Here is a 26,868-nt window from a genome sequence, read left to right as displayed (position 1 = left end):
CCATGACCACCTTCAGCCTCGAAGACCTCGCCCGCATCGTCGCCGAGCGCGCCGCAGCGCCCGCGTCCGAATCCTATACGGCCAAGCTCCTGGTCGATGGCCCGGCCAAGGCGGCCAAGAAGCTGGGGGAGGAGGCGGTGGAGGCGGCGATTGCGGCCGTGCAGGGCGACCGGCAGAGCCTCACGGCGGAGTCGGCCGATGTCCTTTATCATCTTTTGGTCCTGTTGCAGGGCGCGAACATTCCGCTAATTGACGTTATGGCCGAATTGGAGCGCCGCACGGCGCAGTCAGGTCTTGCGGAGAAGGCCGCGCGCAAGACCTAAAACGGAAAAGGTGGTTCGCATGGACCAGCCCAACGTGGTTTCCGCCTCCGAGAACGATGACGGCCTCTCGCCCTATCGTACCTTCTCACGGGACGAATGGGCACGCCTGCGCGCCGATGCGCCGATGACGCTGACCGCCGACGAGGTCATGCAACTGCAGTCCCTCAATGACCCGATCTCCATCGACGAGGTCGCGGCGATCTACCTGCCCCTGTCGCGCCTGCTCTCGCTCTACGTTGCCGCGACGCAGGGGCTGTTCAAGGCAACCCAGCGCTTCCTCTTGGCCGAGAACGACGGCAAGGTGCCCTACATCATCGGCGTGGCGGGCTCGGTGGCGGTGGGCAAATCCACCACCGCCCGCGTGCTGAAAGCGCTGCTCGCCCGCTGGCCCAACACCCCGAAAGTGGATCTGATCACCACCGACGGCTTCCTCCTGCCCAATGCCGAGCTGACGCGCCTGGGCCTCATGGAGCGCAAGGGCTTTCCGGAGAGCTACGACACGGGCAAGCTCCTGCATTTCCTGGCCGACATCAAGGCCGGCAAGCGCAACGTGCACGCGCCGCTCTACTCCCACCTCGTCTACGATGTGGTGCCCGGGGAGGAGACCGTGGTCGACCGGCCGGACATCCTCATCGTCGAAGGGCTCAACGTGCTCCAGCCCGCGCGCATGCCAAAAGACGGCGAAGCCATTCCCTTCGTGTCTGATTTCTTCGATTTCTCGGTTTATATCGATGCGGACGAGGAGGACCTGCACCGCTGGTACGTGAACCGCTTCCTGCGCCTGCGTCACACGGCTTTCCGGGATCCGCTGTCCTATTTCCGTCGCTACGCGGAGCTGCCTGAATCGGAGGCCATGGGGATCGCCGACGGGTTGTGGAATCGCATCAACCTCGTGAACCTGCAGGAAAACATCGTGCCGACCCGCCAGCGGGCGAGCCTGATCCTGAAGAAGGGCCCGAGCCACCGGATCGAGAACGTGGCGCTGAGGAGGCTGTGATCCCGACATGAGGCATTTTGCCAAAGGACTGGCCGTTCTCAACATCCTCGCACTGGTTGTCACGGCGCTGGCCATCTGGATCCTCGACCTGCGCTCTGCCGCCGCGATATTCGATGTCGCAAGCTATGTTGGATTAGGGATGGGAGCGCTCGGAGCCCTCATGTTCTTTGGCTCGGCGCCCGGAGTGAGCGCGTCGACGGGGATGGCCGCCAGTGCTGCGGATCAACCGAGCCGGATCATGGATTCGCTTGGGGGAGACAAGGCGTCCAGCATCTCGACGGGAGCCCTCTTTGTCCTCGGCGGCGTCTCCTGGATTGGGATTGCATGGCTACTGGCGATTCTGTTCGGCGGCTGAAGCCAACCATTTCACAACCTTGAGCGTTGTTACGCCGCATGGATGGAGGTCGCATGGCAACGCCACCGGTCGACGAAAAGATCAAGCGCAGCGCCGAACACGCCAAGGAAGCGGCTGAGCAGACTCAAGAAGCTGCCGAAAGCACACAAGAGGCTGCGGAGAGCACGCAGGAGGCGGCGCAGCATACGCAGGCCGCCGCTCGAACGACTGCGACCGCAACCGTCCAGCTCAAGGACTCCGCCGACCGGCGCACGGAACTTGCGGCCAACCGCACGGTCTTCGCCGCCGAGCGCACCTATGCCGCCTGGGTGCGCACGGGCTTGGCATCGCTTGCCTCCGGCATCGGCGCGAAGAAGCTGCTGGAGGGCGTGGTGCCGGACTGGATGATCATCTCCACCGGCTCGGTGCTGGTGTTCTTCAGCGCCTTCTGCTTTGCGGCCGCCGTGTGGCGTCAGCTGTTCCAGGGCGCGCAGCCGCCCCAGCCCGACGTGCAGCGCATCCCGCCGTTCCTGTTCGTGCTCTTCAACGGATTCCTGGCGCTTGTCGCGCTGGCTGCCCTGATCAGCATCTGGTTCGGACGGACGGGCGGGGATTGAGCCGTAACGCCATGGTCTCCCATCGGTCCCGTGCAGGCGGGACTCCATAACCACGAGGTCGCAAGAAGAGGCGATAAGCGTTGCGCCTCGTTCTGAAGCGTCAGCGTTGATGCATCCCGGGTTCTGCTGTGCGGCCCCGGGATGACAGTCGCATTAGCCCAGCAATCCCTGCTGCTGCGCGAGTTCCTTCAGGCTTGCCTGCGGCCGGGCGCCGAGATGGCTGATGATCTCCGCTGCGGCGAGGCCTCCGAGGCGAGCGCAGTCCGTGAGGTCGAGATCGCGGACGAGGCCGGCCAGGAAGCCGGAGGCGAAGAGGTCGCCGGCGCCCGTGGTGTCGACCACGCGCTCCACGGGAAAGGCCGGCACGGCCTTGGTCTCGCCCCGGCTTACCACCAGAGCGCCCTCGGCCGAGCGGGTGATGACGCCGAGCACCTTCTCCTCACGCAGCGCAGCAAGAGCGGTGTCGGCGTCCGACGTGCCGTAGAGGCTCTGCAGCTCGTGGATGTTGGCGAACAGGATGTCGAGGCTGCCGTCGCGCATGAGCCCCAGGAACTCGTCGCGGTAGCGGTCGACGCAGAAGGCGTCCGACAGGGTGAGCGCCACCTTGTTGCCGGCGTCGTGGGCGATTGCCACGGCCTTGCGGAAGGCTTCCTTGGCGGCCGGCGGATCCCAGAGATAGCCTTCGAGATAGACGATGCTCGATGCCCGCACCGTATCCGGGTTCACGTCGTCGGGGGTGAGGTTCTGGCAGGCGCCGAGATAGGTGTTCATGGTGCGCTCGCCGTCCGGCGTCACCAGGATGAAGCTGCGGGCCGTGGCCGGGCCGTCCTCGGCGGGCGTCACGTCGTAATGGACGTCGATGGCCTTGAGATCGTGGGCGAAAAGCCGGCCCGTCTCGTCGTTCTTCACCTTGCCGATGAAGCCGGCCTTGACCCCGAAGGAGGCCACGCCCGCCGCCGTGTTGGCGCCCGAGCCGCCCGACACGATGATGGCCGGCCCCATGTCGCCGTAGAGCTCCTCGGCCCGCGCCTCGTCGATGAGCTGCATGGCGCCCTTGTGCACCTTCTTCTGGAGAAGGAAGGCTTCGTCCGTGTGGGCGAGCACGTCAACGATGGCGTTGCCGAGGGTGAGGACGTCGATACGGGTCTGGGACATGAGCCACCGGGTTGTGAAAAGACGGGGCGCTTTCGCATCCGGAGCAGGGGAGGTCAAGCGCCTACCGAGGCGAGACAGGCGCCTGGGCATCCCCAGGAATGGCACAGGCGGCCTTGCGTTCCCGCTCCTGGGCCCGATCGAGGACGGTGAGCATTTCGTCGAGCTCCTCAGGGGAGAGGCCCCGGATTTCACGGGCGAGGCGGTTGGCGAGGAGCGTCGCCTGCGGATCGGTGTTGGCCGTGTCGATCTTCACCCGCGGGTCGGAAAGGTCGGCCAAGCGGGTCAGTTCGTCGGCCTCGTCCCAGATGATGCGGAAATATTGCAGGACGCCCTGGATGAGGGTCCAGGTCGGCTTGCCGCGCTCGCCGCGCTCGAGGGCCGACAGGTAGGCGCTCGAGACGCCCAGATGGGACGCCATGTCCTTCAACATCAGGCCGCGCTCACGCCGCAGCTGCCGCACCCGTTCTCCGAAGGGGGTCATGTGCTCATCCCGCGCCCCGCCTGCGGCGGAGCCTGACATAGAGTGCACCGGATCCGCCGTGCTGGGGAGAGGCTTCCTCGAAGCCGATCACCAGGGACCGCAAATCGGGCAGGCGCAGCCAGTGCGGCACCATGCGCCTCAAGACCCCGCGCTCCTCGAAGAGGCCGCTGCCGACGGCGGCGGCACCTTTGCCGGTGATGATGAGGACGAGCCCATAGCCGGAGGCCTGCGCCTGATGCAGGAAGCGCAGCAGGGCGAAATGGGCCTCCTCCTGGCGCATGCCGTGCAGGTCGATCACGCTGTCCACATCCTTCCGGCCCCGGCGCAGCGCCGTCAGCGTCTTGCGCTCTACGGGAGCCAGAGGGGGCAGGGTGGGCTTCTGGGGCAGGAGCGGGGGCGGCACAGGGGCGGGAGAAGCAGGCTGCGGGGCAGGGGTGGGGGCGGACTTCTCCTCCGGCTCCGGCTCGGGCGGCAAGACCTTGCCGCGCATCGGCTTCACGTGCCGGGCCACATGGGACCAGAGCCGCTTCTCCTCGGAGCTGAGCTGGCGGGTGCGGCGGCTCTTGGTCATGAACGGGGTTTGGGCTGCAGAACCACGAAACGGACCGCATGGCGCAGGAGGCCTGCGCGGCGTCCCGCCTCCGCGCCGCTGCCGAAGAAGAAATCGCCCCGCGCCGGACCGACGATGGCCGAGCCCGTATCCTGCGCGATCATCAGCCGCCGCAGGGGCTCTGCCTCATCGAGGGTTACGGGCAGTTGCCCGTCGAGCCAGACCGGCAGGCCATAGGCCCAGAGCGAGCGGTCGACCGCGAGGCTCCGGCCGGGCACGAGGGGAATGCCTGCTCCGCCGATGGGACCGTCCTCGGGGGCAAGCTCCGTCGCCTCGCGGAAAAAGATGTAGGATTGGTTCTGCCGCATAAGGGCCTTGGCCGGGCCCGGATGGTCCCTGAGCCAGCCCATGAGCTTTTCGAGCGTCATGGATTCGAGGTCCATGACGCCCTGCTGCACAAGCAGGCGGCCGATGGACGTATAGGGCCGGCCGTTGCGTCCCGCATAGGCCACCCGCATGACGGAACCGTCATTGAGGCGGATGCGGGCCGAGCCCTGCACGTGAAGAATGAAAGCTTCGCCCGGCTCACAGAGGTACACGATGGGTTTGGCGAGCGATCCCAAGGCGCCGTCCTCGATGGCGGCGCGGTCTGGATAGGGCTCGTAGCCGTTCCCGGTGCGCCGGGCCGCCTGAAGGCCCTTGTCCAGGCCGGGCAGGGTCTCGCCCTGCGGGATGGTGACGAGATCCTCCGGCCTTGCAAGCAGGGGAACGGTGTAGGCCGAATCGGGCGTGCGCGAGCCCATGAATTCCGGCTCGTAATAGCCGGTGAGGAAACCGTTGCCGGTATGGGGGATGACGGCGAAGGGCTGGAAATGGGCTTCGAAGAACTGCCTTGCCTCGGCTCCTGACGGTTGGGTGATCGTCAGGGCCTTGCGGCAGACGGCGAGAAGGTCATCCCGCGGCGCCTGCGCCGGCCTCAGCTCGGCAGCGCTGGCGTCGAGCGCCTTGCAGGAGCGCAGGAAAGCCTGGAAGGCGGCTTGGTGATCGTCCGCCTCCCATCCCGCGAGATCCTTGAAGGACAGGGCCTCGAGGCGCGCCTTATCCGCCAGACTTGCTCCGGCCTCGGCGGACACGATCAATGTCCAGCAAAGAAAGCAAGCGAGGAGGGCCCGCCCGGCATGCCTCATTGCCCCGCTTCGGTTGCCACGAGCTGCCAGTTGGGATCGCGGCTGCCGAGAGCGCGGGCAAAGGTCCACACGTCGGTGACGTCGGCCACCGTCTCGGGGCTTCCGTCCACGACGGTGCCCGAGGCATCGCGGGTTGCGGTGATCAGCTTCGACAGGAAGCGCACCACGATCTGGGCCGACTTGCCCTGGAGCTCTGCCCCAGCCATCTCGGCCTTGTCGATGGACACGAAGGTGGTCTCCACCGTCTCGCCGCGGCGCTCGCGCTCGGTGATCGCCCGCTCGAAGCCCTCGTAAACTTCCTTTGCAAGAAGATCCTTGAGAAGCTTGCGGTCGCCCTGGGCAAAGGCGGTGACGATCATCTCATAGGCGGCCTTGGCGCCCTCGAGAAATTCCGCCGCATCGAACCCGGGCTCTGCGCGGGCAATGCCGTCAAGGGCCTGGGCCATGGGCGTGCCGGGCTCGGCAATCCCCTTCCAGCGCTCGGCCGGAGGGATCTCGGCGGCCGGACGGGGACCGTTCGCGCCAGGAAGGCGCACCACATTGTGATCCGGCTCGGCCGGTGCATTGCCCGGGCGTAAGGGCGCATCCCGGCGCGAAAGGGGATCGAAGGGCGGCTGTTCGCTGCCGGTCTTCTGCCCCAGCACCGAACGAAGGCGCCAGGCCACGAAAACGGCCAGAACGATAAAAATAAGGGTCGTGATGTCGAAGGAGTCCTGCATCGTCGATCCGTTGTGAGCCTGCCCGCACCCGGCTGCCGCAAGGCGTTGTGTCAAGGAGGCGAAGGTGTCATCCTTCGCATATGGGGTCTTGAGGTCGTAACATCCACCTCTGCCCCCGACAAGCGAAGGAGTTGGCTGAAATCTTGCTTCCCGTATGAGAAGCATGGTAGCGCGAAGATCCATGGCCCGTGAGCCGCCGGCGCTTTGATTGGCGAAGTGTTCCGTCCGGGCCCGAAGAGACCCTTTAGGGAGCATGAAATCATGGCCGAGAATCCGGCATCCAACGGAGCGCCCGCGCTCAACGCCCTTGCACAATATTGCAAGGACTTCTCTTTCGAGAACCCCAATGCGCCCCGCTCCCTGCAGCAGCAGACGGAAGGCCCGCAGATCAATCTGCAGGTCAACGTGAACGCCAAGCAGCTCGCCGAGGCCGACTTCGAGGTGGACCTCACTCTTGAAGGCGACGCCAAGATCGGCGGCAAGGACGTGCTGTTCGCCTTCGAGCTGACCTATTCGGGCGTGTTCCGGATCCAGAACATCCCGCAGGATCAGCTGCATCCGGTGGTGATGATCGAGTGCCCGCGCCTGCTGTTCCCCTTCGCCCGCCAGATGGTGGCCGATGCGGTGCGCAACGGCGGCTTCCCGCCCCTGTACATCGATCCCATCGACTTCGTGGCCCTCTACCGCCAGCGCGCGGCCGAGGTGCAGGGTCAGCAGGACGGCCAGACGCTGTCGTAAGCGTTAAGGCGGATCGAAACATTTCGGATCGGGCGAGGCGGCCTTCGCTTCGCCCGATTTTTTTTATGCGGCGCTGCCGCCTGTCAGGAGGCCTCGGGCGTGCTCTCGCCGAGATACTCGCGCCAGAGGGCATTGGGACCGAGGGACCCGATAAAGGCCTCGTGGGCTGCCCTCTCGGCGTCGGTCAAGCGCGAGATCATGGTCCGCGGCCGAGTCTCCCGGGCTGCGACCTCCCTGGTCTGCAGGCTCGAGCCCGCCTGCGCGGAAGGCTGCATGGCGAGATCGAAGCCCACCTGCCGACCGCCGATCAGCTCGATATAAACCTCGGCCAGGATCTCAGCATCGAGGAGCGCCCCGTGCTTGGTGCGCCTGGAGTTATCGATCCCATAGCGGGAGCAGAGAGCATCGAGGTTGTTCGCCGCACCCGGATGCTTGCGCCGGGCCATGGTGAGGGTGTCGACCACATCGGGCAGGTTGAACTGCTTGTGCCCGGTGCGGGCGAATTCGGCGTTGAGGAAGCCGATATCGAAGGCGGCGTTGTGGATCACGAGCCGTCCGTCGCCGAGAAAATCGACGAACTCGTCGGCAATTGCTGCAAACACCGGCTTGTCGGCCAAAAACGCGTCGGAGAGCCCGTGGACCGCGAAGGCACCCGGCGAGACCGGGCATTCCGGGTTGATATAAACGTGGTAGCTCTTACCGGTTGGAATGTGGTTGAGGAGCTCGACGCAGCCGATTTCGATCACCCGGTCGCCCTTGGCGTGGTCGGTGCCGGTGGTTTCGGTATCGAGTACGATTTCACGCAACATGGTTTTGGATTTCTTTCATCACGGCTGGCCGCGTCGCCCCGGCCGGCCGGCGAGACAGGCCAGGATGGACCGGACCTGAGCCTCGGCGGAGGCAAAGCCCCGGCTGGTGTCGACGAGAAAATGGGCACGGGCGCGCTTGTTCTCGTCCGGCATCTGTTTTGCCAGAATGGCATAAAATTTCTCTTCCGTCATGCCGGGCCGCGCCAGAACCCGCTCGCGCTGCACCGCCGCGGGTGCGGTCACCACAAGGGTGGCGTCGCAGCCCGCCTCGCCACCGGTCTCGAACAGGAGGGGGATGTCGAGCACGGCGACGGGCGCAAGGGCGGAGACCCTTTCGAGAAAGCTTTGTTTCTCCTCCCGCACCAGCGGATGCACGATGGCTTCCAGCTCCCTCATCCGGCCCGGATCGTTCAGGACGGCGGCCCCGAGCTTTGCCCGATCGACGACCCCATCCGTGACGGTGCCCGGAAAGGCCTTTTCGATCAGCGGCGCGGCGCGGCCCCGGTAGAGCCCGTGCACGGCGGCATCCGCATCGTGCACGGGAACGCCCATCTTGCGGAAAATGCCGGCCGTAGCCGATTTTCCCATGCCGATGGAGCCCGTGAGGCCCAGCAGGAAGGTCATGCCTTGCCCTCGATATCGGCCACGATCAGCGCCCGCAGGTCGGCCGTGACCTCGGGCGTCACCCCGAACCAGCGCTGGAATCCCGACACCGCCTGGTGCAGCAGCATGCCCAATCCGTCGACGGTTCTCAAACCCTGGGCGGCGGCAGCGGCCAGGAGAGGGGTCTGCAGCGGAACGTAGACGATGTCCGCGACGGCGGCGCGGGGAGGCGCCCGGGACGGATCGAGGGCGAGGGGAGGCTGGCCCGCCATCCCCAGGGACGTGGTGTTGACGATGAGCTGGGCATGGGGGATCACCCGTCCAAGAGCTTCCCAGGCCGAGGTCTCCAGAGCGACGGGGCTATGGCGCCTGAGATCGCGAACCAGGTCCTCCGCTTTCGACAGGGTGCGGTTCGCCACGAAGATGCGCTTCAAGGGCCTGTCCTGGAGGCCCGCCACGACGGCCCGCGCGGCGCCGCCGGCGCCGAGCACGAGGGCGGTGTCCACATCTTGCTCCCAGCCTGTCCCCAGGCTCGCATCGAGATGGGCCATGAAGCCGAGCACATCCGTGTTGTCGCCCCAAAGCACACCGTCCTCGACCCAGAGCGTGTTGACGGCCCCCACCCGCTCGGCGCGCTGCGTCCGGCGCTGCACCAGGGTGAAGGCCGCCTCCTTGTGGGGGAGCGTGACGTTGCCGCCGGCAAAGCCCCGGGCGGGAAAGCTCTTCAGGAAGTCCCCGAAATCCACAGGCGCCACATCGATGCGCTCATAGGACCCCTCAAGCCCATGGGCTTCGAGCCAGTGGCCATGGATCAGGGGCGAGCGGGAGTGCTTGACCGGATGGCCGACGATGAAGGCCTTCGCCATTGTATTCAGTCCTTGAAGCATCGGACCCTAAAAGTGAGGTGCACTTGTGGGATCCGTCCATGCTCTCTTCCATTGATGAGCGCATCGTTGAACGCGACCCGAAGGCTCGCGTCAGGAAAAGCCGGATCCACCTTTTAAGCGCGATGCGCTAGAGCGCAAGGCAGCCGAGACGGCGCAGGCACGACAGGAGCGGGAGGAGGGGAAGCCCGAGAATCGTGGAATGATCGCCCTCCACCGTCTCGAACAGATGGATTCCAAGTCCTTCCAGCTGATAAACGCCGACGCTGCGAAGCACATCGGGTCCGGCAAGGTCGAGATAAAGATCGACCGCTTCCTCGGTCAGCGGCCGCATGACGAGATGCGCGCTGCCCAGGAAGCGTTCGACCACCTGCCCGCCGATCGCCAGGGCGCCGGCCGAGTGCAGAGCATGCCGGCGCCCAGCGAGCTTCTGCAGCTGCGCCTTCGCCGCATCCCGGTCTGCCGGCTTGTGAAAGACCTGCCCCTCGCATGCGAGAACCTGGTCGGCTCCGAGCACCACCCGCTCCGGGTGGCGGCGGCTGACGGCAAGGGCTTTTTCCGCCGCCAGGCGCCCGGCAAGGGAAGCCGGATCGGGACTCGCGAGGGCCGCCGCTTCTTCCACGGTTCTCTCGTCGATGCCCGAATTCTGGGTCTCGACGGCAAGGCCCGCGCTCACCAGAAGCATGAGCCGGGTCGTGCTGGTGGAGGCAAGAAGCAGCTTTTCGGGGTGGGTCCAGAGCGCCGGCATGATGCTACTCCGCAATGAAGCGCAGACGGTGGTCGCGGTAGAGATCGATGATGGCCGCCGCCGTTTCCTCGATGGAGCGGCGGGTCACGTCGATCACCGGCCAGCCGTTGCGGGCAAAGAGCCGCCGCGAAACCGCGATCTCCTCCGCCACCGCCTCCCGGTCGACGTAAGAGGTGTCGTCGTCGGCATTGAGGCTGAGGAGCCGGTTCTGCCGGATCTGGACGATGCGCTCAGGGGTCGCCACGAGGCCGACGATCAGGGCTCTTCGGGCCGTTTCCAGAACCTGCGGCGGCGGCACGCCGGGCACGAGGGGAATGTTCGTGGTCTTCAGCCCGCGATTGGCGAGATAAATCCCCGTCGGCGTCTTGGAGGTCCGGCTGACGCCCACGAGGATCACATCCGCCTCGTCCAGGTCATGGGGGAGATGACCGTCGTCATGGAGCAGGGTGAAGTTCATGGCATCGATGCGCTTGAAGTATTCCGCGTTCAGCATGTGCTGCGCGCCGGGCCGGGCGGTCGAATGGGTTCCGAGATAGGAGGACAGCAGCGAGTGAACGGGCTCGAGCACCGACAGGTGAGGCGAGCCCGTGTTGCGGCACACCTCCTCGAGGCGGCTTGCCAAGTCGTGCTCGACCAGGGTGTAGAGGACGATGCCCGGCGCGGTTTCGATTTCGCTGATCACCCGTTCCAGCTGGGTGTTGGAGCGCACGAGCGGGTAGACATGCTCGATGGCCGCAACACCCTCATACTGGGCGACCACCGCGCGGGCGACGGTGATCAGGGTTTCGCCCGTCGAGTCGGAGACGAGGTGGAGGTGAAAGTAGCTGCGTCCCACGGCAAGGGTCCTCCAGGGCTAACGCGTCGGGCTAAACAGTGGATCCGGTGTTCCGCACGATGCACTCTTCTAAGAGACAAAGAGCACTGATGGATTCCAGGAAGGCAACTTCTCCCGGGCCCGATGCTCAAGGAGTCGATTAGTGTGGATAGATCGCCTGGTTCGGGAGGTCCAGAACAGGGGCCTGTGGGATTCAGCCAAAACCATGCACAGGACTCCCTGATGTGGGATCGACCGGTACCCGATTTGGGAGAATCCGGCACGAATCACCCGGCCGGACCCGATTCAGACATCGTTAACATCCATTAACGGGCTGTTAAGATTTAAGAATTCGGAAAGGATTGTGGCGGGCCTGCCCCAGCCCTTAATGAAGGGTTAAGGCCCTGCCCCGTGTGGACGGGTTGTGGACGAGGTTGCGGCTTCGTGATTCACGGTCCAAGAGAAACATCAGATTCTTAGATTCAAAGATTATATTTATAAGAGAGGGCCTGTGAGCGAGCGTCCCACCAAAGCGATTTTGCGCGTGCTGAACGGCGAGCCGGTCTGGCCCCTGCCAGTCTGGATCATGCGTCAGGCCGGTCGCTATCTGCCGGAATACCGTGAGACCCGGAAGCAGGCCGGCTCCTTCCTCGATCTCTGCTACAACCCGAGGCTTGCGGAGGAAGTCACCCTTCAGCCGATCCGTCGCTTCGGCTTCGATGCCTCGATCCTGTTTTCCGACATCCTGGTCATTCCCCATGCCCTGGGCCAGGAGGTCCGCTTCGTCGAGAACGAGGGGCCGAAGCTCGATCCGGTAACCGAGACCAAAGACTTTTCCCGGCTTGCCGACGAACTACCGATGGAGCGGTTGGAGCCGGTCTTCGAGACCCTCGACCGCTTGCGGCAATCGCTTCCGAAGGAGACCACCCTACTCGGCTTCTGCGGCGCGCCCTGGACCGTGGCGAGCTACATGATCGCCGGCAAGGGCACACCGGACCAGGCTCCGGCCCGGCTGACCGCCTATCGCGACCCCGCCTTCATGGACGCTCTCATCGACCGGCTGGTGCGGGCCTCCACCGCCTACCTCATCCGCCAGATCGATGCGGGCGCGGAAGCCGTCCAGATCTTCGAGAGCTTCGGCTCGGCCCTGCCGCCGGCGCTGTTCGACCGGCTGTCGCTCAATCCGATCCGCCGCATGGTGGAGGGACTGAAGGCAGCGCGGCCGCAGGCCAAGGTGATCGTGTTCGTGCGCGGAGGCGGTTCGCACCTTCATCGCTTCGCCTCGGCCGGCATCGGCAACGGGCTGGCCCTCGACTGGACGCTCGATCCCGCCGCCGTGCTGCCTGGCCTGCCGGCCCACGTGGCAACGCAAGGCAACCTCGACCCGCTGGCGCTGATCGCCGGAGGGGAGGCGCTGGAGAAGGGCGTGGACCGCATTCTGGAGGCGGTGCGCGGGCGGCCGCACATTTTCAATCTCGGGCACGGCATCCTGCCGGAGACGCCGACCGAGCACGTGACGCAGCTTCTCGCCCGCGTCCGGGGGGCTTGAAACGATGCTGTATCTCTGGCTCAAGGCCTTCCACGTGATCGCCGTCATCGCCTGGATGGCCGGCATGCTCTATCTGCCGCGCCTTTTCGTCTACCACAGCGAGGTGCCCAAGGGCTCGATCCAGTCCGACACCTTCAAGATCATGGAGCGGCGCCTGCTCAAGGCGATCATCAACCCGGCCATGATCGTCACCTGGGTGCTCGGCCTATACCTCGTGTGGGATGGCGGCTGGTACACCTGGGGCTGGCTGCATGCCAAACTGCTGCTCGTGCTGATCCTATCGGGCATCCACGGGTTCCTGTCGAAGACCGTCAAGGTCTTCGCCGCGGACGGGAACGTGCGCCCGGCGAAATTCTATCGCCTGATCAACGAGGTTCCGACGGTTCTCATGATCGGCATCGTGATCCTGGTGATCGTGAAGCCGTTTTGATCCTTCTGCCTACGACACGAAGTCATCCCGGACGGGACAGCTGATCCGGGATCTCTGGACGGGAATGGCGCGAAGGCTCTTCTTCTCCACAGGCCTCGGGCTTGCCCCGAGACCTGCTTTCCTCTGGCTTAAGCGGCAACCACGCGAACGCGACGCCAGCTCTCCTCCCCCTCGTGGGGAGGGAAGCCCGCGCTCCACTCGTCCAACGTTTCTGGATCGGCTTCACCGCCCGGGATGACGCCGTGACCGGCCAAATTTTCAAACCCTCTTGAGACTTGGCGCGAAAGAGGGTAAATAAGAATTCTCTTCCCTAAAGACAGGTTGCGCTGCACGGGCCCTCAGGGCTCTTCAAGTCACTGTTCGTGAACCCGGCGGCCCTGTCGAACGTTTCCCCTGTCTCCTCCCGCGTTCAGCCCAACCTGCCCGCGACTTTACCCCGAGAGTGTTCCCCGATGAGGGAAATCAAGCTTCAAGACCTGAAATCCAAGACGCCGACCGAACTCATTGCCTTTGCCGAGGAGCTCGAGGTCGAGAACGCGAGCACCATGCGCAAGCAGGAGCTCATGTTCGCCATCCTCAAGCAGCTGGCGGCCCGCGAGGTGGAGATCATCGGCGCGGGCGTCGTCGAGGTGCTGCAGGACGGCTTCGGCTTCCTGCGCTCGGCCGATTCCAACTACCTGCCCGGACCCGACGACATCTACGTGTCGCCGAGCCAAATCCGCAAGTTCGGCCTGCGCACCGGCGACACGGTGGACGGCCCGATCCGGGGACCGAAGGAGGGGGAGCGCTACTTCGCCCTGCTCAAGGTCAACACCATCAATTTCGAGGATCCGGAGAAGATCCGGCACAAGGTTCATTTTGACAACCTGACGCCGCTCTTCCCGCATGAGCGCTTCAAGCTCGAAATCGACGATCCGACCCGCAAGGACTTCTCGCCGCGCATCATCGACATCGTCTCGCCCATCGGCAAGGGCCAGCGCGCCCTCATCGTGGCGCCGCCCCGCACCGGCAAGACCGTGCTGATGCAGAACGTGGCGCAGTCGATCACCACCAACCATCCCGAGTGCTACCTCATCGTGCTGCTCATCGACGAGCGCCCGGAGGAAGTCACCGACATGCAACGCTCCGTGAAGGGCGAGGTCGTGGCCTCCACCTTCGACGAGCCGGCGACCCGCCACGTGCAGGTGGCCGAGATGGTGATCGAGAAGGCCAAGCGCCTGGTGGAGCACGGCCGCGACGTGGTCATCCTGCTCGACTCGATCACCCGCCTGGGCCGCGCCTACAACACGGTGGTGCCGTCATCCGGCAAGGTGCTCACCGGCGGCGTGGACGCCAACGCCCTGCAGCGCCCGAAGCGCTTCTTCGGTGCGGCGCGCAATATCGAGGAGGGCGGCTCGCTCACCATTATCGCGACCGCGCTCATCGACACCGGCTCGCGCATGGACGAGGTGATCTTCGAGGAGTTCAAGGGCACCGGCAACTCGGAAATCATCCTCGACCGCAAGGTGTCCGACAAGCGCACCTTCCCGGCCATCGACATCACCCGCTCCGGCACCCGCAAGGAGGAGCTGCTGGTGGCGTCCGACACCCTCAAGAAGATGTATGTGCTCCGGCGCATCCTCAATCCGATGGGCACGGTGGACGCCATCGAGTTCCTGCTCGACAAGCTGCGCCAGACCAAGTCGAACCAGGAATTCTTCGACTCCATGAATACCTAACTGGAACACCTAAGGCGGACCGTCCGCTTGCGGAAACATGACCCCATCCTTTCAAGCGAGAGGGTGGGGTTTTCGTTTTGGGAGTTTCCGGTGCAGACTGGACCCTCCTTCGGGACGCCCACTACGTGGGCTCCTTAAGATATGGGTTTGTGAGCGGAGCAATCCTCACAGCACGCCCATGAAGAACAGCACGATCAGGGTGAGCACGGCGGAGATCAGGAGCGAGCCTCCGCAGCCCAGCCGGTTCGAGAAGAAAAAGAACATGCCTGCTCCCGTGCCTTGTGAGACTGAACGATCATCTTCCACCCTTCGACGCTGCTGCGCCCGATAAAGGCTGGCCGACGATGCCGCTTGCGAGCACAACGCCCAAGGTCGCCAATATTATCCCGATCCAGGCTGCGGGACTTGGGATCTCACCCAGGACCGGAATGGCGAGCAAAGCAGCGAGAATGATCCCGAGGGGCGCGAGGGCGGCGGCTCTTGAGGCCCCCAGACGGTCGATGGCGATCCCGTAGAGCACGATCCCGGCTACGCCCGCCACGAAGCCCTGCAGAAGGGCCTGTAGGAGCATGGGCCCGGTCAATCCATCGCCGAGCGCCCGAACGAGGGGCGGAGCCCCGAAGGGCAGGAGGATCAGGAAGGACCAGAGGCCGATCAGCGCCGCGCCCTGGTAAGCGGTCAATCCGCTGCGGCGATAGGCATGGGTGTAGATCCCCCACAGGAAGGCCCCGGCGAGCAGCAGCAGATGCCCTCGCCAAGCCCCATTGCCGGCGAAGAACACGCCATGCCCGCCGATGCCGGCAATCCCGACCAGGATCAGAGCAAAGCCGAGAACCCGCACGGCCGCGAGCCGCTCGCCGAACACGAACCAGCCGATCAAGGCAACGAAGAACGGCATGGTGCCGGGCAGGAGGGGGCCGATCTCGGCCGCCGGAGCAAATTGCATGCCGAGAAGCGACGATCAGGAAGAACGGCGCGCCGGACCCGAGAAGCGCCAGCCCCTTGAACAAGCCCAAGCCCATGGGAAACAGGCCGATGCGCCAGGCGAAGGGGAGGAGGATCAGGGCTGGAACGCCGAAACGGAACAGACCGATCGCCGCCGGAGGCAGGTCGTGGGTTACGGCATGACGCGTCGCCACTGCCCAGACAGCCCAGATCGAGACGGACGAGAGCGCCGCCAGCCATCCCAGGATAGCGGGACGCGTGGATGCAGGAGGGGAGGTGCAAGCAATCTCGGTCATCATGGGCTCCTTCGAGACCATTGAGCATGCCCTATCAAGTCGGAGCATGTCCTTGCGAAGTTCGGCTTGCCAAGGCTGCCTTCTTGGCAGAAGATTGCGCGTAAACGATATTACGGTGAGATCTTGCCCTATATCAACCTTGATGGCATCGACTTGCGAATTCTGAACGCCTTGCAGGCGGATGCACGGCTGACCAACCAGGAACTGGCCGACCGGGTCGGCCTGTCGCCGTCGCCCTGCCTGCGCCGGGTCCGCCGCCTGGAACGCGAGGGCTTCATCCGCACCTACCGCGCCGTGCTCGACCGGGAATCCGTCGGGCTCGGCTTGACCGTGTTCGTGGACATCAAGGTGGAAAAGCACTCGCGGGAAAATGCAGCCTCCCTTCAGGAGGCTCTTGCGGCCATGCCCGAGGTGGTGGCCTGCCACATGGTCTCCGGCTCGGCCGATTTCATCGCCGAGATCGTGGTGTCCAACCTGAAGGCCTATGAGCGCCTCCTCACGGAAAAGCTCCTGACGCTCCCTATGATCGGCGACATCCGCTCGAACTTCGCCCTCTCCCGCGTGAAATCCGACGCAGCCCTGCCTCTCACGCACCTGAAGCGGGAGGGAACGCGACAGGAGCCCGATTGCTGAGCACCGGCAGCAAGGCTGCAACCGCTAGGGAGAGGGGTCCAGAGCCGCCCACCGATCGGGATGCTTCTCCAAGAACGCATCCTCGGCCGCGTAGTCGAAGAGATCGCGCGGATAACTTGCGAGAACCGGAAAGAGTTCGGGCCAGGGGGCCCGGTCGGCTACCTCCGATAACCAGCGGCAGCTCTCCACGACAGCCTCTGCATAGGCTACTGTCGGCTCGTAGCCGATCGCCAGGGCTGCTTGTCCGTCAATCAGGAACGAGCGCGGACCGGACCAGGGCGATGCTCCCACAGGAGGCGGATAGGGCGAGTTCCTGATGCCGACGATCCGTCCACGGTAATCAAGGGCACGGGCGATGAACCGGCCGATCTCGGCAACGCTGGGGGGATCAGGATCGCCGATGTTCAACACCCGGGTTCCCGGAACCTCCAGACTGACCCGGGTGAGTTCGGTGATGTTGCGGACCGAGGTAGTGTGAAACCGGCTGCGCCCCTCGAAAGCCAGGGGGATCATCTCCCGTCCATCGCGCATGCGTTTGACGAACCACCATTCCCGCGGGTGCTGGGAGCTGGGTCCGTGAATGGCGCAGGGGCGCAGCACCGTGACGGGACAGGCCGCCCGGTCGAGCAGGGCTCTTTCCAGAGCGACCTTTCGGGTCGAGTAGGTTTCGGGCCCCGGGTGGACCGTGGCCTGGCTCTCCTTGATCGGCTGGGTAAATTCCGGAAACCCGTTCTGCCGGGCCTCGTCGAGGGTGCGTCCCGCATCGTCCCGATAGACGCTGGCCGATGAGATCACCAGGAGGGCGCCAACGGAACTCTGGATGTTGAGAAGCTGCCGGGCGTGTGTTTCGTCATAGGCCACTGTGTCGATCAGGGCGTCGACGCCCGAACCCAGGGCGGCCTGGAGGCTGCCGGATTCGTCCCGGTCCAGGGTGACAATCTTCAGGCCCTGCTCCATTAGCTCCGTCGGGGGCGGCCGGTGCCCCCGGTGTGAAACCGTGACCTTCCAGCCGTGCCGCAGCAGATTCTCGGCGGTGGAGCGTCCGATCTGGCCCGTTCCCCCGATGATGAAGGCGTGACGTGTCATGCAGTCCCCTGTGCCAGGACCGGGCTCGAAACCCAGCCTTCGGAATCGTCCGTTGATGCTACGTGATTGCGTTCAAAGATGACAATGGCGGATGCTCGTCGTTTCAGCCCGCCAGCATCTCCCGCACCCGCGCCTTCAATCCCTCCGCATCCGTGACTGGCAGCGAGCAGCGCTGATCGGCGCAGATGAGCGCCTGCGGGCTTTCCACCGGGGAGGCGAGGGCCTTTGCAGGGTGGTTGTCGTCCAGAGTTTCTCCCTCGATTAAGCGCCGCACGCTGCGGTCGGGATAAGGGGTTTTCAGAGCGACCTCGAACAAGGTCTCCGCATTGTTTCCCGTGACCAGGATGCTCAGGCCCCGCAGGTGGAGATCGAGCGCATTAAGGATCGATGTATGGCTCAGCGGCGACGACCGGGCGACGCCCACGAGCCTGCTCAAGATACCGGAGGCCTGCTGGAGGTCCTCCTCTGCTTCCGTGATCTGCGCCAGCCGCACGAGCGCCTCGGCGAAGACGCCGTTGGCATTGGGCACGGCTTCGTCATGGGTCGGCTGCGGCCGGACAACCAGCGGATCGGCTCCCTTCGCCGTCATGGCAAGGCAGCCGGTTTCCGTCACCATGAACTCCTCGAGCAGAACATCGCGCCAAGCCCGGGCATCCTGCAGACAAGAGGGCTCGGAGGTTGCCTCGTAAAGCGCCAGGGCCGCCCGCATCATGGCTGCATGATCGAGGGCGAAGCCTGGAAAGATCAGCGCGCCCCCGCGCCAGGAATGGCCGAGACGACCGTCGCGGCCCATGGCCTCGCGAATGAAACTATAAGCTCGCTGCGCCACGCGGATCCACTCCGACCGGTCGAGGAGCGTGGAGGCCCGCACGAGGGCTGAGATCATGAGCCCGTTCCAGTCCGCCAGAACCTTGTCGTCGAGGCCGGGTCGTACCCGCCCGGCGCGGCGCTCCAGGAGCTTGGCTCTCATGCGGGACAGCCGCTCCTCCACAGGGGGAGGGGCCTCGCCGGTGAGGAGACGGTTCGGGATGTTCGTCCCCTCCCAGTTCCCCTCCTCAGAGATGTCGTAGACACGTGCGAAGAACCCGGCGTCGTCCTGGCCCAGAACCTCCTGGATCTCGCTCAAGCGCCACACATAGAAGCGGCCTTCCTCACTTTCCGAATCCGCATCGAGGCTGGACGCGAAGGCGCCCTCGGCTGTGGTCATTTCCCGTTCGAGCCAGGCGACGCTCCCGTCAGCCGCATCGTGAAAGATCGCCCTGCCGGTTTCCGCAAAGCCCAGGGCATAAAGCTCCAGGAGCTGGGCATTGTCGTAGAGCATCTTCTCGAAATGCGGCACGAGCCAGCGCTCGTCGACGGAGTAGCGGGCAAAGCCTCCGCCGAGATGATCGTGGATGCCGCCCAGCGCCATGCGCTCCAGGGTGAAGAGAAAACGCTGCCGAGCCTCGGCATTGCTGGTGCGCCTTGCATAGCGCAGGAGGTATTCGAGGATCGGCGGGTTGGGGAATTTCGGCGCTCCTTCCAGGCCGCCATTCTCAGTGTCGAACAGCTCCGTCAGCCGCAACGCCATGCGGTCGAGATCCGCCAGATCCAGGCCGCCGCCATCGCCGGAGGTGGTTTGGGACAGGTTGTGCTTGATGGCGTCCCGGTTCTTGAGGATCCGCTCCGGCTCGGTGCGGTAAAGGCGTGAGATCTCCCGCAGGACCTGGGCGAAGCCCGGCCGGCCGAACCGCGGCTCCTTCGGGAAATAGGTGCCGCCCCAGAACGGCGCCCCTTCAGGGGTCAGGAACATGGTCAACGGCCATCCACCGGGCTCGCCGAGAAGGTGCAAGGCGCTCATATAGACGTGGTCCACATCCGGGCGCTCCTCCCGATCCACCTTGATATTGACGAAGAGCTCGTTCATGACCTCGGCAACGGCAGGGTCCTCGAAGCTCTCATGTGCCATCACGTGGCACCAGTGGCAGGCCGCATACCCGATGGAGATCAGGATGGGCTTGTCGAGCCGCTGGGCCTCGGCCAGCGCCTCGGGTCCCCATTCCCACCAATGGACAGGGTTGTCCCTGTGCTGCAGGAGGTAAGGGGAACTGGCGTCCTTGAGACGATTCATTGGTCCTGCTCCAAGGCTCCGGGCTGTGCGTCTGCTGGATCGATCGATTCGGATCTGAAACGATCCTTGCTGCACATGCGGTTCAACGCTTCATCAAGGTTAAATCTCCTTTGCCCCGAGAGGTTCAGGCTCATGCGTTCGGACGACACCATCTTTGCCATCGCCTCCGGTCAAGGTCGGTCCGCCGTGTGCCTGATCCGGATCAGCGGCACGGAGAGCCGCTCCATCCTGGAGATGATGGCGGGAAAGGTGCCCGACCCGCGCCGTGCGGTCGTGCGCACACTAAGGGAGCCGGCAACGGGGGACCCCCTCGATCAGGCTCTCGTCCTCTGGATGCCGGGACCTCAAAGCTTTACGGGCGAGGATCAGGCGGAACTCCACATCCACGGCGGCCTGGCGACCCGGGCGGCCGTGCTCCGCGTGCTCGGCTCCCTGGAGAACTGCCGCCCGGCAGAAGCAGGCGAGTTCACCCGCCGCGCCTTCCTCAATGGACGCATGGACCTGAGCCAAGTCGAAGGCTTAGCCGACATCATCGATGCGGAAACCGAGGCCCAGCGCCGTCAGGCCATGTTGCAGCTTGGAGGCAGGCTGGGAGATGCAAGCGAGGGATGGCGCGAGCGCATTCTCCAGGTTTTGGCCCTTCTGGAGGCAAGCCTCGACTTCTCGGACGAGGGCGATGTGCCGGAGGGTCTGGAAGCCGACATCCTGAAGGCGATCGCAAGCGTCCATGAAGAGATCCGGAAGGCTTTGGCTAATCGCAGCGGCGAGCGGTTGCGCGAGGGCCTGACCGTTGTGCTGGCAGGACCCCCCAATGCGGGCAAATCGACCCTCTTGAACGCCTTGGCCCAGCGGGATGTGGCCATCGTGTCGCCGGTAGCGGGCACGACCCGCGACCTGATCGAGGTTCATTGCGATCTTGGCGGCTTGCCTGTGATCATCGTGGATACGGCCGGCTTGAGGGAGAGCGGTGACCTGATCGAGCAGGAGGGTGTCTCCCGCGCCCGCGCCCGCGCTCAAGATGCCGACCTCGTCCTGTGGCTCGTTCCGCCGGAGGGCGAAGAGACGCAGGCGCCCTCGGCCCGCCGCGTTTTGCGGATCGGAACCAAAGCCGATTTGAACCAGAACCGGCGCGATTGCGATCTGATGATCTCGGCCGCGTCCGGAGAGGGGCTGCGGGAGCTGATCGGGCGTTTGGAGGTGGAAGCCGGCACGCTCATGGGGCAGGGGGATGCCATCGTGACCCGGGAACGCCATCGACGCGCTCTTGAGAGGGCGCAGAGCTCCCTTGAGCGCGCGCATGCGATGCTGGCTGGCCGTGGGCCGCTGGAACTGGCCGCCGAGGAGGCGCGGCTTGCAGCGCGCGCTATAGGTGAGATCACCGGCAGGGTCGATGTGGAGGATGTGCTCGACCGTCTGTTCTCCAGCTTCTGCATCGGAAAGTGAACTCAGGAAGGGCCCTGAGGTGCGTCCGTGCGCCTCCCTCCATGGGCTGATTGGGATTCGGTTATGGAAGCCAATTCGGCTTTGTATGACCTGTGCACGGAGATGCACAGGCGGGACTCAGTCAAAATGTTTCACGTGAAACATTTTGCCCTTTTGACCTCTGCCTCGCGAGGGCCTAGACCCCTGGCACGGAGAAATTCATGACTCAGCTGTTTGACGTGATCGTTGTCGGCGGTGGCCATGCGGGGGCGGAAGCCGCTGCCGCTTCCGCGCGCCTGGGTGCGCGCACGGCCCTCGTCACGCACAAGCTATCGACTATTGGCGCCATGTCCTGCAATCCGGCTATCGGTGGCCTGGGCAAAGGCCATCTGGTGCGTGAGATCGATGCCCTCGACGGTGTAATGGGCCGCATGGCCGACCGGGCCGGCATCCAGTTTCGCCTCCTCAACCGCCGCAAAGGCCCTGCGGTGCGTGGCCCGCGGACCCAGGCCGACCGTAAGCTCTACGCCCGCGCCATGCAGGCGGAACTATCGCATACGGAAAACCTGACCATCGTTGAAGGCGAGGCCGATGACCTGATCGTCCGGGATGGCCGCGTGGCCGGCCTTCTGCTCGCGGACGGGCAGGTTCTCACCAGCGGAGCGGTGGTCATCACCACCGGAACCTTCCTGTCCGGCCTGATCCATATCGGCGAGAAAAAGATCCCGGCTGGCCGCATGGGCGAGCGTCCCTCCTTGGGTCTACCGAAGACGTTTGCTCGTCTCGGCTTCATCCTTGGACGCCTGAAGACCGGCACACCGCCACGGCTTGATGGGCGCACCATCGATTGGGCATCGGTGGACAAGCAGGCTGCGGATGATGAGCCGGTGCCGTTCTCGCTTCTGACAGACCGCATCACCACGCCCCAGATCGAGTGTGGCGTCACCCGTACCACGGCCAAGGTGCACGAGCTGATCCGCGATAATCTGCACCGTTCAGCCATGTATTCTGGCGAGATCCAAGGGCAGGGGCCGCGCTATTGCCCCTCCATCGAGGACAAGGTCGTGCGCTTCGGCGACCGGGACGGGCACCAGATTTTCCTGGAGCCGGAAGGTCTCGACGACACCACTGTCTACCCCAATGGCATCTCGACCTCTCTGCCGGAGGATATTCAGCTCGCCTTTCTCACCCATATTCCGGGCCTTGAGCGAGCGCGTATGCTGCAGCCGGCCTATGCCATCGAGTACGATTATGTCGACCCGCGTAACCTGACAGCCGGGCTTGAGACGAAGGCCGTGCAGGGGCTGTTCTTGGCAGGCCAGATCAATGGCACTACCGGCTATGAGGAGGCTGGAGCCCAGGGGCTTGTGGCCGGTCTCAATGCGGCGCGCCGGGCGGCAGGGCAGGACGCGATTGTTTTCGACCGGGCGGAGTCTTATATCGGCGTGCTGATCGATGACCTGATCACCCGTGGGGTGAGCGAGCCCTACCGGATGTTCACCTCACGCTCCGAATACCGGCTCAGCCTGCGTATCGATAACGTCGATGAGCGTCTGACCGGAAAAGGCCTGGAGATCGGCTGCGTAGGAGCGGTTCGCGAGGCTCACTTCAAGGCCTCGCAGGCTGAAATCCATGAGATCAGGCAGCGCCTGCACACCCTCTCCCTGACGCCCCAGGAGGCTGCTCGTCATGGACTGGAGCTGAACCAGGATGGTATTCGCCGTACGGGTTACCAGCTTCTGTCGTATCCGAGTATCGGCTGGAATGATCTCTGCCGGTTCTGGCCGGAGTTCTCCGCCGCGTCCCTACAGGTCAAGGAGCGGCTGGAAACGGATGCTACCTATGCGGTCTACCTGGACCGTCAGCAGGCCGACATCGCCGCCTATCGCCGCGACGAGAGCGTTGTTCTGGAGGATACCATCGACTTCCAAGGTCTGCCCGGGTTGTCGAACGAGATCAAGGCGAAGCTGGATTTGGTGCGCCCAAAGACCCTCGGACAGGCGGCGCGGATCGAGGGTATTACGCCTGCCGCTCTCACTCTGCTGGCGGCTCATGCCCGAAAGTCTCCAGGCAAGGCTGCGCGAGTTACGGTCCAGGTGCAGTGATGAAGCCGTTTCTTGGCAGCCTACCCGCACAGAATGTTTCACGTGAAACAATCGAGAGACTTGAGCTGCTAGAGCGCGAGCTCCGACGTTGGCAGGCGATCAAGAATCTTGTGGGGCCGGCAACCCTCGACCAGATCTGGGAGCGACACATCGTCGACTCCTTGCAGCTTTTAAGCCTCGCGCCTGAGGCCCAGACTTGGGTAGATCTCGGTTCAGGTGCCGGATTTCCCGGTCTCGTGCTCGCCATCGCGGGGGCGGAGAGGGGGCTCAAGGTGCACCTCGTCGAGAGCAATTCGCGCAAATGCTCCTTCCTCCGGCATGTTTCACGCCTGACCGATGCTGGTGCCACAGTGCATGAGGCCCGGCTCGAGACCGTCATTCCAAGCTTTATCGGCAAGGCGGATGTGGTCTCGGCGCGGGCTCTCGCCTCGCTCACCATGCTCCTGGAATGGACCGAGCCTTTGTTGAAAGCGGGGACAATCGGCCTGTTTCCCAAAGGACGTGACGCCGAGATTGAATTGACCGAGGCCCGGAAAAGGTGGACATTCGACACGGATGTCCTGCCCTCTCTGACCGATTCCCAGGCCAGGATTCTTCGCATAACCTCCATCGAGAGCCATTCATGATGACCGACCGCAACGGATCCGAAGCAGGGACGCGGGGACTCCAGCCGCGCGTTCTCGTGCTCGCCAACCAGAAGGGTGGTGTCGGCAAGACGACGACGGCCATCAATCTGGGAACGGCGCTCGCCGCCATCGGCGAGAAGGTGCTGATCATCGACCTCGATCCGCAAGGCAATGCGTCGACCGGCTTGGGCATCGATCGCAAGAGCCGGCAAATCTCGACCTATCATGTGCTCAGTGGTGAGGCGTCACTGGCCGAGAGCATTACAGAGACGGTCGTGCCTGGTCTGTCGGTGGCGCCCTCGACCCTGGACCTTCTCGGCGTCGAGTTGGAGATCGCAAACGAGCGTAACCGGGTGCATCGCCTGCAGTCGGCCATTCGGGGCCTTTCAGCCTCGGAAGTAAGCGAACCCTTTACCTATATTTTGATCGATTGCCCGCCTTCGCTCAACCTTTTGACCATCAATGCCTTGACCGCCGCTGACGCAGTGTTGGTGCCATTGCAGTGCGAATTTTTTGCCTTGGAGGGTCTCAGTCAGTTGCTCAAGACCGTCGAGCAGGTGCGTTCCGCCCTGAATCCCCAGCTCACCATCCACGGGGTCGTGCTCACCATGTTCGACCCGCGTAACAACCTGTCGGGCCAGGTGGTGGCCGATGTGCGCCAGTTCATGGGCAGCAAAGTTTACGAGACCATGATTCCGCGCAACGTCCGGGTGTCGGAAGCGCCATCCCATGGCAAGCCGGTTCTGCTTTACGATTTGAAATGCGCCGGCTCCCAAGCCTATCTGCGCCTCGCATCCGAAGTTATCCAGCGCGAACGCGCCCTGCGTGCCGCATAAAACCTTTTGAGAGACACCATGGCAGAAGAAGGTAAGTCGCGCCTGGGCCGCGGATTGGCCGCGCTGATCGGCGAAGTGGGAGACGAGATCGGCACCCTTGAGCGCAAGGGCTCCACGCCACGCTCCGTGCCGGTGGAGTTCCTGCGCCCAAACCCGCGCAACCCCCGCAAGGTATTCGACGATGCCGACCTGCAGGAATTGACGCAGTCGATCAAGGATCGCGGCATCATCCAGCCTATCGTGGTTCGGCCGATCTCGAACAGCACGGACGAGTTCGAGATCGTGGCCGGCGAGCGTCGCTGGCGCGCGGCCCAGAAGGCCGGTCTGCACCGGGTCCCGGTCGTTATCGTCAGCATCGATGACAAGACCTCGCTCGAATATGCCATCCTGGAGAACGTCCAGCGCGCCGACCTCAATCCCATCGAGGAGTCGGAAGGCTATTCCCGCCTGATGGCCGAGTTCTCCTATACGCAGGAGAACCTCTCGAAGATCATCGGCAAGAGCCGCAGCCATATCGCCAACATGCTGCGCCTCGCCGATTTGCCCACCGATGTTCGCAAGCTCCTGATGGAGCGCAAGCTCACGGCCGGCCATGGCCGCGCCCTGCTTTCGGTCAAGAATCCGGTCCAGGTGGCCAAGCGGGTCCTCGACGAGGGCCTGAGTGTCCGCCAGGTCGAAGAGATCGCTCAGGGCGACACACAATCGTCGCAAGCGGAAGCCAAAGCGCCGAGGGCCTCGAAGACGGAGAAGGATCCTGACACCCGCGCTCTTGAAAAGGCGCTCCAGGATGTGCTCGGGCTCACCGTCAGCATCGACCACAAAGGGGAGGGCGGCGAGCTGCGCATCAAATACAAGACCCTGGAGCAGCTCGACGGGCTGTGCCGGCGGTTGAATCCGTGACGGTGTCGTTGTCCATCCCTGGCGAGCGCAGCGAGGGAAGGGATCCATGTTCACCCTCAGCAGAATGAATCCCCTTCGCCACCAATGGCGCTTCGGCCGGGAGTGATACCTTCCTCAGAACGCCGCCCCGTGCCCGTTATCTCACTCTCCGAAGCGCAACGCTCTTGAAGATCGGGGCGGCCGCAACAAGCCCGACCATGACCAAAGGCATGCGGGTACGCTGCGAGGTCTATCGCCGTGCGGCTCGCGCAAGGTCGAGCAGGGTTTTGGCCGCGATCGTATCGTCAAGATGGGAGAGGCGGCGGGTCTGGAGAAGGCTTGCCTGAAGAAGAGCGATTGCATCCTTGAGGCTGCCGCTCGTCCAGCGCTGGAGATGGCGTTCCACCAACGGCTTTCGCCGAAAATGCAGGCTGCGCATGCTTTCCATGACGGCCGGAATGGAGCGGCCTTCCTCTACGGATAGACGAGCGGTCAGCAGCATTAAGGCGTGACGCAGGGCTGCACCCAGCAGCACGGCCGCATTCACGCCTTCCGCCGCCAGCCGCCTTGAACCGGTCTCCAAGCCAGTGCCCTCGCCTGCAAATGCCGCGTCGACCACCGCATCCATGGCAAGGCTCGAGACGTCGCTCATGATGGCGTCCACATCGCCCAAGGTGATCTCCTGCTGCCCGTGGGCATAGAGCATGAGCTTGGCGAGCTCGCCACGGGTCGCGAGACGGTCTCCGCCGAGGCTGGCGATCAGGGCCGTCCTGGCATCGCGTGAAATGGAAAAGCCATTGCTTTTCAGGGTCTCGTCGACGACTGCGCCGAGGTTCTTGGCCTCGTCCGCATAGCAGGGCAGGGCGAGCGCGTTTTGCGAGCGCTCGCACAGGGTTCTCAAAGGCGACGACTTCTGCAGATCACCGCCCTCGATCACGATCACCGTATCCTGCATGCCCGATTTCAGGACCGCATCGACCGCGGGTGCAATGTTGCGCGAGGTCGACTTCACCCAGATCGCGCGCTTGCCTCCGAAAAGGCCCATGGTGCCTGCTTCGTCCGCAAGGCGGCCCGGGTCGGATGCGATGTCGTCGCCATCGATACGGATGAGCTGGAAGGGATCGGACGGATTGTCCACCGAGCGCTCGGCGACGGCGCGCGCACGCTCGTTGATGAGGCCCATATCGGGACCGTAGAACAGGAACACGCCGATGCGCGGATCGGGGCGCCGCAGCGCCCCTTCCACATCACCTGCTTTGACGGCGACCATCGGC

General features: G+C 64.3%; 28 protein-coding genes. 14 read left to right on the top strand and 14 right to left on the bottom strand.

The features are described 5' to 3' along the window. Window positions 1-2 precede the first annotated feature (2 nt). The 4 genes from JKG68_RS06320 to JKG68_RS06305 are packed head-to-tail and all read left to right on the top strand — an operon-like array spanning window position 3 to window position 2,271. Entirely contained in the window at window positions 3-323 is a 321-nt protein-coding gene (locus tag JKG68_RS06320) for a phosphoribosyl-ATP diphosphatase (RefSeq protein WP_202057066.1), read from the top strand. Between the two features lie 19 nt (window positions 324-342). Beyond that, a complete protein-coding gene (gene coaA, locus JKG68_RS06315; RefSeq protein WP_202057064.1) occupies window positions 343-1,320 on the top strand; it encodes a type I pantothenate kinase in 978 nt (325 codons plus the stop codon). A 7-nt stretch (window positions 1,321-1,327) separates the two neighbouring features. Continuing rightward, window positions 1,328-1,675, top strand: coding sequence for a hypothetical protein (locus tag JKG68_RS06310; protein WP_202057063.1), 348 nt, complete (start codon window positions 1,328-1,330; stop codon window positions 1,673-1,675). Window positions 1,676-1,728: 53 nt separating this feature from the next. Further along, complete coding sequence (locus tag JKG68_RS06305; RefSeq protein WP_202057061.1) at window positions 1,729-2,271, top strand: DUF202 domain-containing protein; 543 nt, start codon at window positions 1,729-1,731, stop codon at window positions 2,269-2,271. Window positions 2,272-2,424: 153 nt separating this feature from the next. On the opposite strand, the gene JKG68_RS06300 is transcribed toward JKG68_RS06305, so the two are convergent. The 5 genes from JKG68_RS06300 to JKG68_RS06280 form a co-directional block, all read right to left on the bottom strand. Further along, window positions 2,425-3,426 (bottom strand): adenosine kinase, encoded by a 1,002-nt coding sequence (locus tag JKG68_RS06300; RefSeq protein ID WP_202057059.1) that lies wholly within the window; start codon window positions 3,424-3,426, stop codon window positions 2,425-2,427. A 61-nt stretch (window positions 3,427-3,487) separates the two neighbouring features. Further along, entirely contained in the window at window positions 3,488-3,907 is a 420-nt protein-coding gene (locus JKG68_RS06295) for a helix-turn-helix domain-containing protein (RefSeq protein WP_202057057.1), read from the bottom strand. Between the two features lie 4 nt (window positions 3,908-3,911). After that, window positions 3,912-4,478, bottom strand: a complete 567-nt coding sequence (locus JKG68_RS06290; RefSeq protein ID WP_202057056.1) for a Smr/MutS family protein — start codon at window positions 4,476-4,478, stop codon at window positions 3,912-3,914. Then, entirely contained in the window at window positions 4,475-5,590 is a 1,116-nt protein-coding gene (mltA, locus tag JKG68_RS06285; RefSeq protein WP_312890738.1) for a murein transglycosylase A, read from the bottom strand. Before mltA ends, JKG68_RS06290 begins: the two co-directional genes overlap by 4 nt. A 50-nt stretch (window positions 5,591-5,640) precedes the next feature. Then, window positions 5,641-6,363 (bottom strand): Tim44/TimA family putative adaptor protein, encoded by a 723-nt coding sequence (locus JKG68_RS06280; RefSeq protein WP_202057177.1) that lies wholly within the window; start codon window positions 6,361-6,363, stop codon window positions 5,641-5,643. Window positions 6,364-6,624: 261 nt separating this feature from the next. Here JKG68_RS06280 and secB point away from each other — a divergent pair, with 261 nt between their 5' ends. Continuing rightward, window positions 6,625-7,101, top strand: a complete 477-nt coding sequence (secB, locus tag JKG68_RS06275) for a protein-export chaperone SecB (RefSeq protein WP_202057048.1) — start codon at window positions 6,625-6,627, stop codon at window positions 7,099-7,101. An 83-nt stretch (window positions 7,102-7,184) separates the two neighbouring features. Here secB and dnaQ read toward each other — a convergent pair whose 3' ends face one another. The 5 genes from dnaQ to JKG68_RS06250 form a co-directional block, all read right to left on the bottom strand. Continuing rightward, window positions 7,185-7,910 carry a DNA polymerase III subunit epsilon gene (gene dnaQ, locus JKG68_RS06270; protein WP_202057046.1) on the bottom strand — a complete coding sequence of 242 codons (726 nt, stop codon included), beginning with the start codon at window positions 7,908-7,910 and terminating at the stop codon, window positions 7,185-7,187. Window positions 7,911-7,928: 18 nt separating this feature from the next. Then, a complete protein-coding gene (gene coaE / locus JKG68_RS06265; RefSeq protein ID WP_202057044.1) occupies window positions 7,929-8,534 on the bottom strand; it encodes a dephospho-CoA kinase in 606 nt (201 codons plus the stop codon). Continuing rightward, window positions 8,531-9,379 (bottom strand): shikimate dehydrogenase, encoded by an 849-nt coding sequence (locus JKG68_RS06260; protein ID WP_202057042.1) that lies wholly within the window; start codon window positions 9,377-9,379, stop codon window positions 8,531-8,533. The genes coaE and JKG68_RS06260 overlap by 4 nt, the downstream gene beginning before the upstream one ends. 148 nt (window positions 9,380-9,527) lie before the next feature. After that, window positions 9,528-10,145, bottom strand: coding sequence for a Maf family protein (locus tag JKG68_RS06255; protein WP_202057040.1), 618 nt, complete (start codon window positions 10,143-10,145; stop codon window positions 9,528-9,530). 4 nt (window positions 10,146-10,149) lie between these two features. Beyond that, the gene (locus JKG68_RS06250) at window positions 10,150-10,980 is read right to left on the bottom strand and encodes a pyruvate, water dikinase regulatory protein (RefSeq protein WP_202057036.1); all 831 of its coding nucleotides are present in this window, start codon (window positions 10,978-10,980) and stop codon (window positions 10,150-10,152) included. 490 nt (window positions 10,981-11,470) lie between these two features. On the opposite strand from JKG68_RS06250, the gene hemE reads away from it, so the two are divergent. From hemE to rho, 3 genes are all read left to right on the top strand, one after another. Further along, window positions 11,471-12,508 carry a uroporphyrinogen decarboxylase gene (gene hemE / locus JKG68_RS06245; RefSeq protein ID WP_202057034.1) on the top strand — a complete coding sequence of 346 codons (1,038 nt, stop codon included), beginning with the start codon at window positions 11,471-11,473 and terminating at the stop codon, window positions 12,506-12,508. A 4-nt stretch (window positions 12,509-12,512) separates the two neighbouring features. After that, window positions 12,513-12,938 carry a protoporphyrinogen oxidase HemJ gene (hemJ, locus tag JKG68_RS06240; RefSeq protein ID WP_202057027.1) on the top strand — a complete coding sequence of 142 codons (426 nt, stop codon included), beginning with the start codon at window positions 12,513-12,515 and terminating at the stop codon, window positions 12,936-12,938. 452 nt (window positions 12,939-13,390) lie between these two features. Beyond that, entirely contained in the window at window positions 13,391-14,656 is a 1,266-nt protein-coding gene (rho, locus tag JKG68_RS06235) for a transcription termination factor Rho (protein ID WP_202057025.1), read from the top strand. A gap of 295 nt (window positions 14,657-14,951) precedes the next feature. Here rho and JKG68_RS06230 read toward each other — a convergent pair whose 3' ends face one another. Continuing rightward, window positions 14,952-15,602, bottom strand: a complete 651-nt coding sequence (locus JKG68_RS06230; protein ID WP_202057023.1) for a DMT family transporter — start codon at window positions 15,600-15,602, stop codon at window positions 14,952-14,954. A gap of 418 nt (window positions 15,603-16,020) precedes the next feature. Between JKG68_RS06230 and JKG68_RS06225 the strand changes: the two genes are divergently transcribed. Continuing rightward, a complete protein-coding gene (locus JKG68_RS06225) occupies window positions 16,021-16,530 on the top strand; it encodes an Lrp/AsnC family transcriptional regulator (RefSeq protein ID WP_202057021.1) in 510 nt (169 codons plus the stop codon). Window positions 16,531-16,554: 24 nt separating this feature from the next. Here the strand turns inward: JKG68_RS06225 and JKG68_RS06220 are convergent, their stop codons facing one another. Further along, window positions 16,555-17,616 (bottom strand): NAD-dependent epimerase/dehydratase family protein, encoded by a 1,062-nt coding sequence (locus JKG68_RS06220; protein WP_202057020.1) that lies wholly within the window; start codon window positions 17,614-17,616, stop codon window positions 16,555-16,557. Between the two features lie 103 nt (window positions 17,617-17,719). After that, window positions 17,720-19,726, bottom strand: coding sequence for a thioredoxin domain-containing protein (locus tag JKG68_RS06215; protein WP_202057019.1), 2,007 nt, complete (start codon window positions 19,724-19,726; stop codon window positions 17,720-17,722). A gap of 132 nt (window positions 19,727-19,858) precedes the next feature. Here JKG68_RS06215 and mnmE point away from each other — a divergent pair, with 132 nt between their 5' ends. The 5 genes from mnmE to JKG68_RS06190 all read left to right on the top strand — a co-directional run bounded on the left by mnmE (window position 19,859) and on the right by JKG68_RS06190 (window position 25,615). Next, entirely contained in the window at window positions 19,859-21,169 is a 1,311-nt protein-coding gene (mnmE, locus tag JKG68_RS06210) for a tRNA uridine-5-carboxymethylaminomethyl(34) synthesis GTPase MnmE (RefSeq protein ID WP_202057018.1), read from the top strand. A gap of 200 nt (window positions 21,170-21,369) precedes the next feature. Next, entirely contained in the window at window positions 21,370-23,253 is a 1,884-nt protein-coding gene (gene mnmG / locus JKG68_RS06205; protein ID WP_202057017.1) for a tRNA uridine-5-carboxymethylaminomethyl(34) synthesis enzyme MnmG, read from the top strand. Beyond that, a complete protein-coding gene (rsmG, locus tag JKG68_RS06200; RefSeq protein WP_202057015.1) occupies window positions 23,253-23,879 on the top strand; it encodes a 16S rRNA (guanine(527)-N(7))-methyltransferase RsmG in 627 nt (208 codons plus the stop codon). The genes mnmG and rsmG overlap by 1 nt, the downstream gene beginning before the upstream one ends. Further along, complete coding sequence (locus JKG68_RS06195; protein WP_202057013.1) at window positions 23,876-24,715, top strand: ParA family protein; 840 nt, start codon at window positions 23,876-23,878, stop codon at window positions 24,713-24,715. Before rsmG ends, JKG68_RS06195 begins: the two co-directional genes overlap by 4 nt. A gap of 18 nt (window positions 24,716-24,733) precedes the next feature. Further along, the gene (locus JKG68_RS06190) at window positions 24,734-25,615 is read left to right on the top strand and encodes a ParB/RepB/Spo0J family partition protein (protein WP_202057011.1); all 882 of its coding nucleotides are present in this window, start codon (window positions 24,734-24,736) and stop codon (window positions 25,613-25,615) included. Window positions 25,616-25,844: 229 nt separating this feature from the next. On the opposite strand, the gene holA is transcribed toward JKG68_RS06190, so the two are convergent. Further along, window positions 25,845-26,864 (bottom strand): DNA polymerase III subunit delta, encoded by a 1,020-nt coding sequence (gene holA / locus JKG68_RS06185; protein ID WP_202057009.1) that lies wholly within the window; start codon window positions 26,862-26,864, stop codon window positions 25,845-25,847. Between the last annotated feature and the right edge of the window lie 4 nt (window positions 26,865-26,868).

Source organism: Microvirga aerilata, from assembly GCF_016743775.1.
GTDB classification, from domain to species: Bacteria; Pseudomonadota; Alphaproteobacteria; order Rhizobiales; family Beijerinckiaceae; genus Microvirga; species Microvirga aerilata.
The sequence above is the reverse complement of the archived record's forward strand: the minus strand, read 5'-3'. Positions and strand labels throughout refer to the sequence as shown.

What these genes read in the sequence shown, in the direction of transcription:
- JKG68_RS06320 (WP_202057066.1), top strand. Translation starts at nt 3, where the DNA reads ATGACCACCTTCAGCCTCGAAGACCTCGCCCGCATCGTCGCCGAGCGC.
- coaA (WP_202057064.1), top strand. Translation starts at nt 343, where the DNA reads ATGGACCAGCCCAACGTGGTTTCCGCCTCCGAGAACGATGACGGCCTC.
- JKG68_RS06310 (WP_202057063.1), top strand. Translation starts at nt 1,328, where the DNA reads ATGAGGCATTTTGCCAAAGGACTGGCCGTTCTCAACATCCTCGCACTG.
- JKG68_RS06305 (WP_202057061.1), top strand. Translation starts at nt 1,729, where the DNA reads ATGGCAACGCCACCGGTCGACGAAAAGATCAAGCGCAGCGCCGAACAC.
- JKG68_RS06300 (WP_202057059.1), bottom strand. Translation starts at nt 3,426, where the DNA reads ATGTCCCAGACCCGTATCGACGTCCTCACCCTCGGCAACGCCATCGTT.
- JKG68_RS06295 (WP_202057057.1), bottom strand. Translation starts at nt 3,907, where the DNA reads ATGACCCCCTTCGGAGAACGGGTGCGGCAGCTGCGGCGTGAGCGCGGC.
- JKG68_RS06290 (WP_202057056.1), bottom strand. Translation starts at nt 4,478, where the DNA reads ATGACCAAGAGCCGCCGCACCCGCCAGCTCAGCTCCGAGGAGAAGCGG.
- JKG68_RS06280 (WP_202057177.1), bottom strand. Translation starts at nt 6,363, where the DNA reads ATGCAGGACTCCTTCGACATCACGACCCTTATTTTTATCGTTCTGGCC.
- secB (WP_202057048.1), top strand. Translation starts at nt 6,625, where the DNA reads ATGGCCGAGAATCCGGCATCCAACGGAGCGCCCGCGCTCAACGCCCTT.
- dnaQ (WP_202057046.1), bottom strand. Translation starts at nt 7,910, where the DNA reads ATGTTGCGTGAAATCGTACTCGATACCGAAACCACCGGCACCGACCAC.
- coaE (WP_202057044.1), bottom strand. Translation starts at nt 8,534, where the DNA reads ATGACCTTCCTGCTGGGCCTCACGGGCTCCATCGGCATGGGAAAATCG.
- JKG68_RS06260 (WP_202057042.1), bottom strand. Translation starts at nt 9,379, where the DNA reads ATGGCGAAGGCCTTCATCGTCGGCCATCCGGTCAAGCACTCCCGCTCG.
- JKG68_RS06255 (WP_202057040.1), bottom strand. Translation starts at nt 10,145, where the DNA reads ATGCCGGCGCTCTGGACCCACCCCGAAAAGCTGCTTCTTGCCTCCACC.
- hemJ (WP_202057027.1), top strand. Translation starts at nt 12,513, where the DNA reads ATGCTGTATCTCTGGCTCAAGGCCTTCCACGTGATCGCCGTCATCGCC.
- rho (WP_202057025.1), top strand. Translation starts at nt 13,391, where the DNA reads ATGAGGGAAATCAAGCTTCAAGACCTGAAATCCAAGACGCCGACCGAA.
- JKG68_RS06230 (WP_202057023.1), bottom strand. Translation starts at nt 15,602, where the DNA reads ATGCAATTTGCTCCGGCGGCCGAGATCGGCCCCCTCCTGCCCGGCACC.
- JKG68_RS06220 (WP_202057020.1), bottom strand. Translation starts at nt 17,616, where the DNA reads ATGACACGTCACGCCTTCATCATCGGGGGAACGGGCCAGATCGGACGC.
- JKG68_RS06215 (WP_202057019.1), bottom strand. Translation starts at nt 19,726, where the DNA reads ATGAATCGTCTCAAGGACGCCAGTTCCCCTTACCTCCTGCAGCACAGG.
- mnmE (WP_202057018.1), top strand. Translation starts at nt 19,859, where the DNA reads ATGCGTTCGGACGACACCATCTTTGCCATCGCCTCCGGTCAAGGTCGG.
- mnmG (WP_202057017.1), top strand. Translation starts at nt 21,370, where the DNA reads ATGACTCAGCTGTTTGACGTGATCGTTGTCGGCGGTGGCCATGCGGGG.
- rsmG (WP_202057015.1), top strand. Translation starts at nt 23,253, where the DNA reads ATGAAGCCGTTTCTTGGCAGCCTACCCGCACAGAATGTTTCACGTGAA.
- JKG68_RS06195 (WP_202057013.1), top strand. Translation starts at nt 23,876, where the DNA reads ATGATGACCGACCGCAACGGATCCGAAGCAGGGACGCGGGGACTCCAG.
- JKG68_RS06190 (WP_202057011.1), top strand. Translation starts at nt 24,734, where the DNA reads ATGGCAGAAGAAGGTAAGTCGCGCCTGGGCCGCGGATTGGCCGCGCTG.
- holA (WP_202057009.1), bottom strand. Translation starts at nt 26,864, where the DNA reads ATGGTCGCCGTCAAAGCAGGTGATGTGGAAGGGGCGCTGCGGCGCCCC.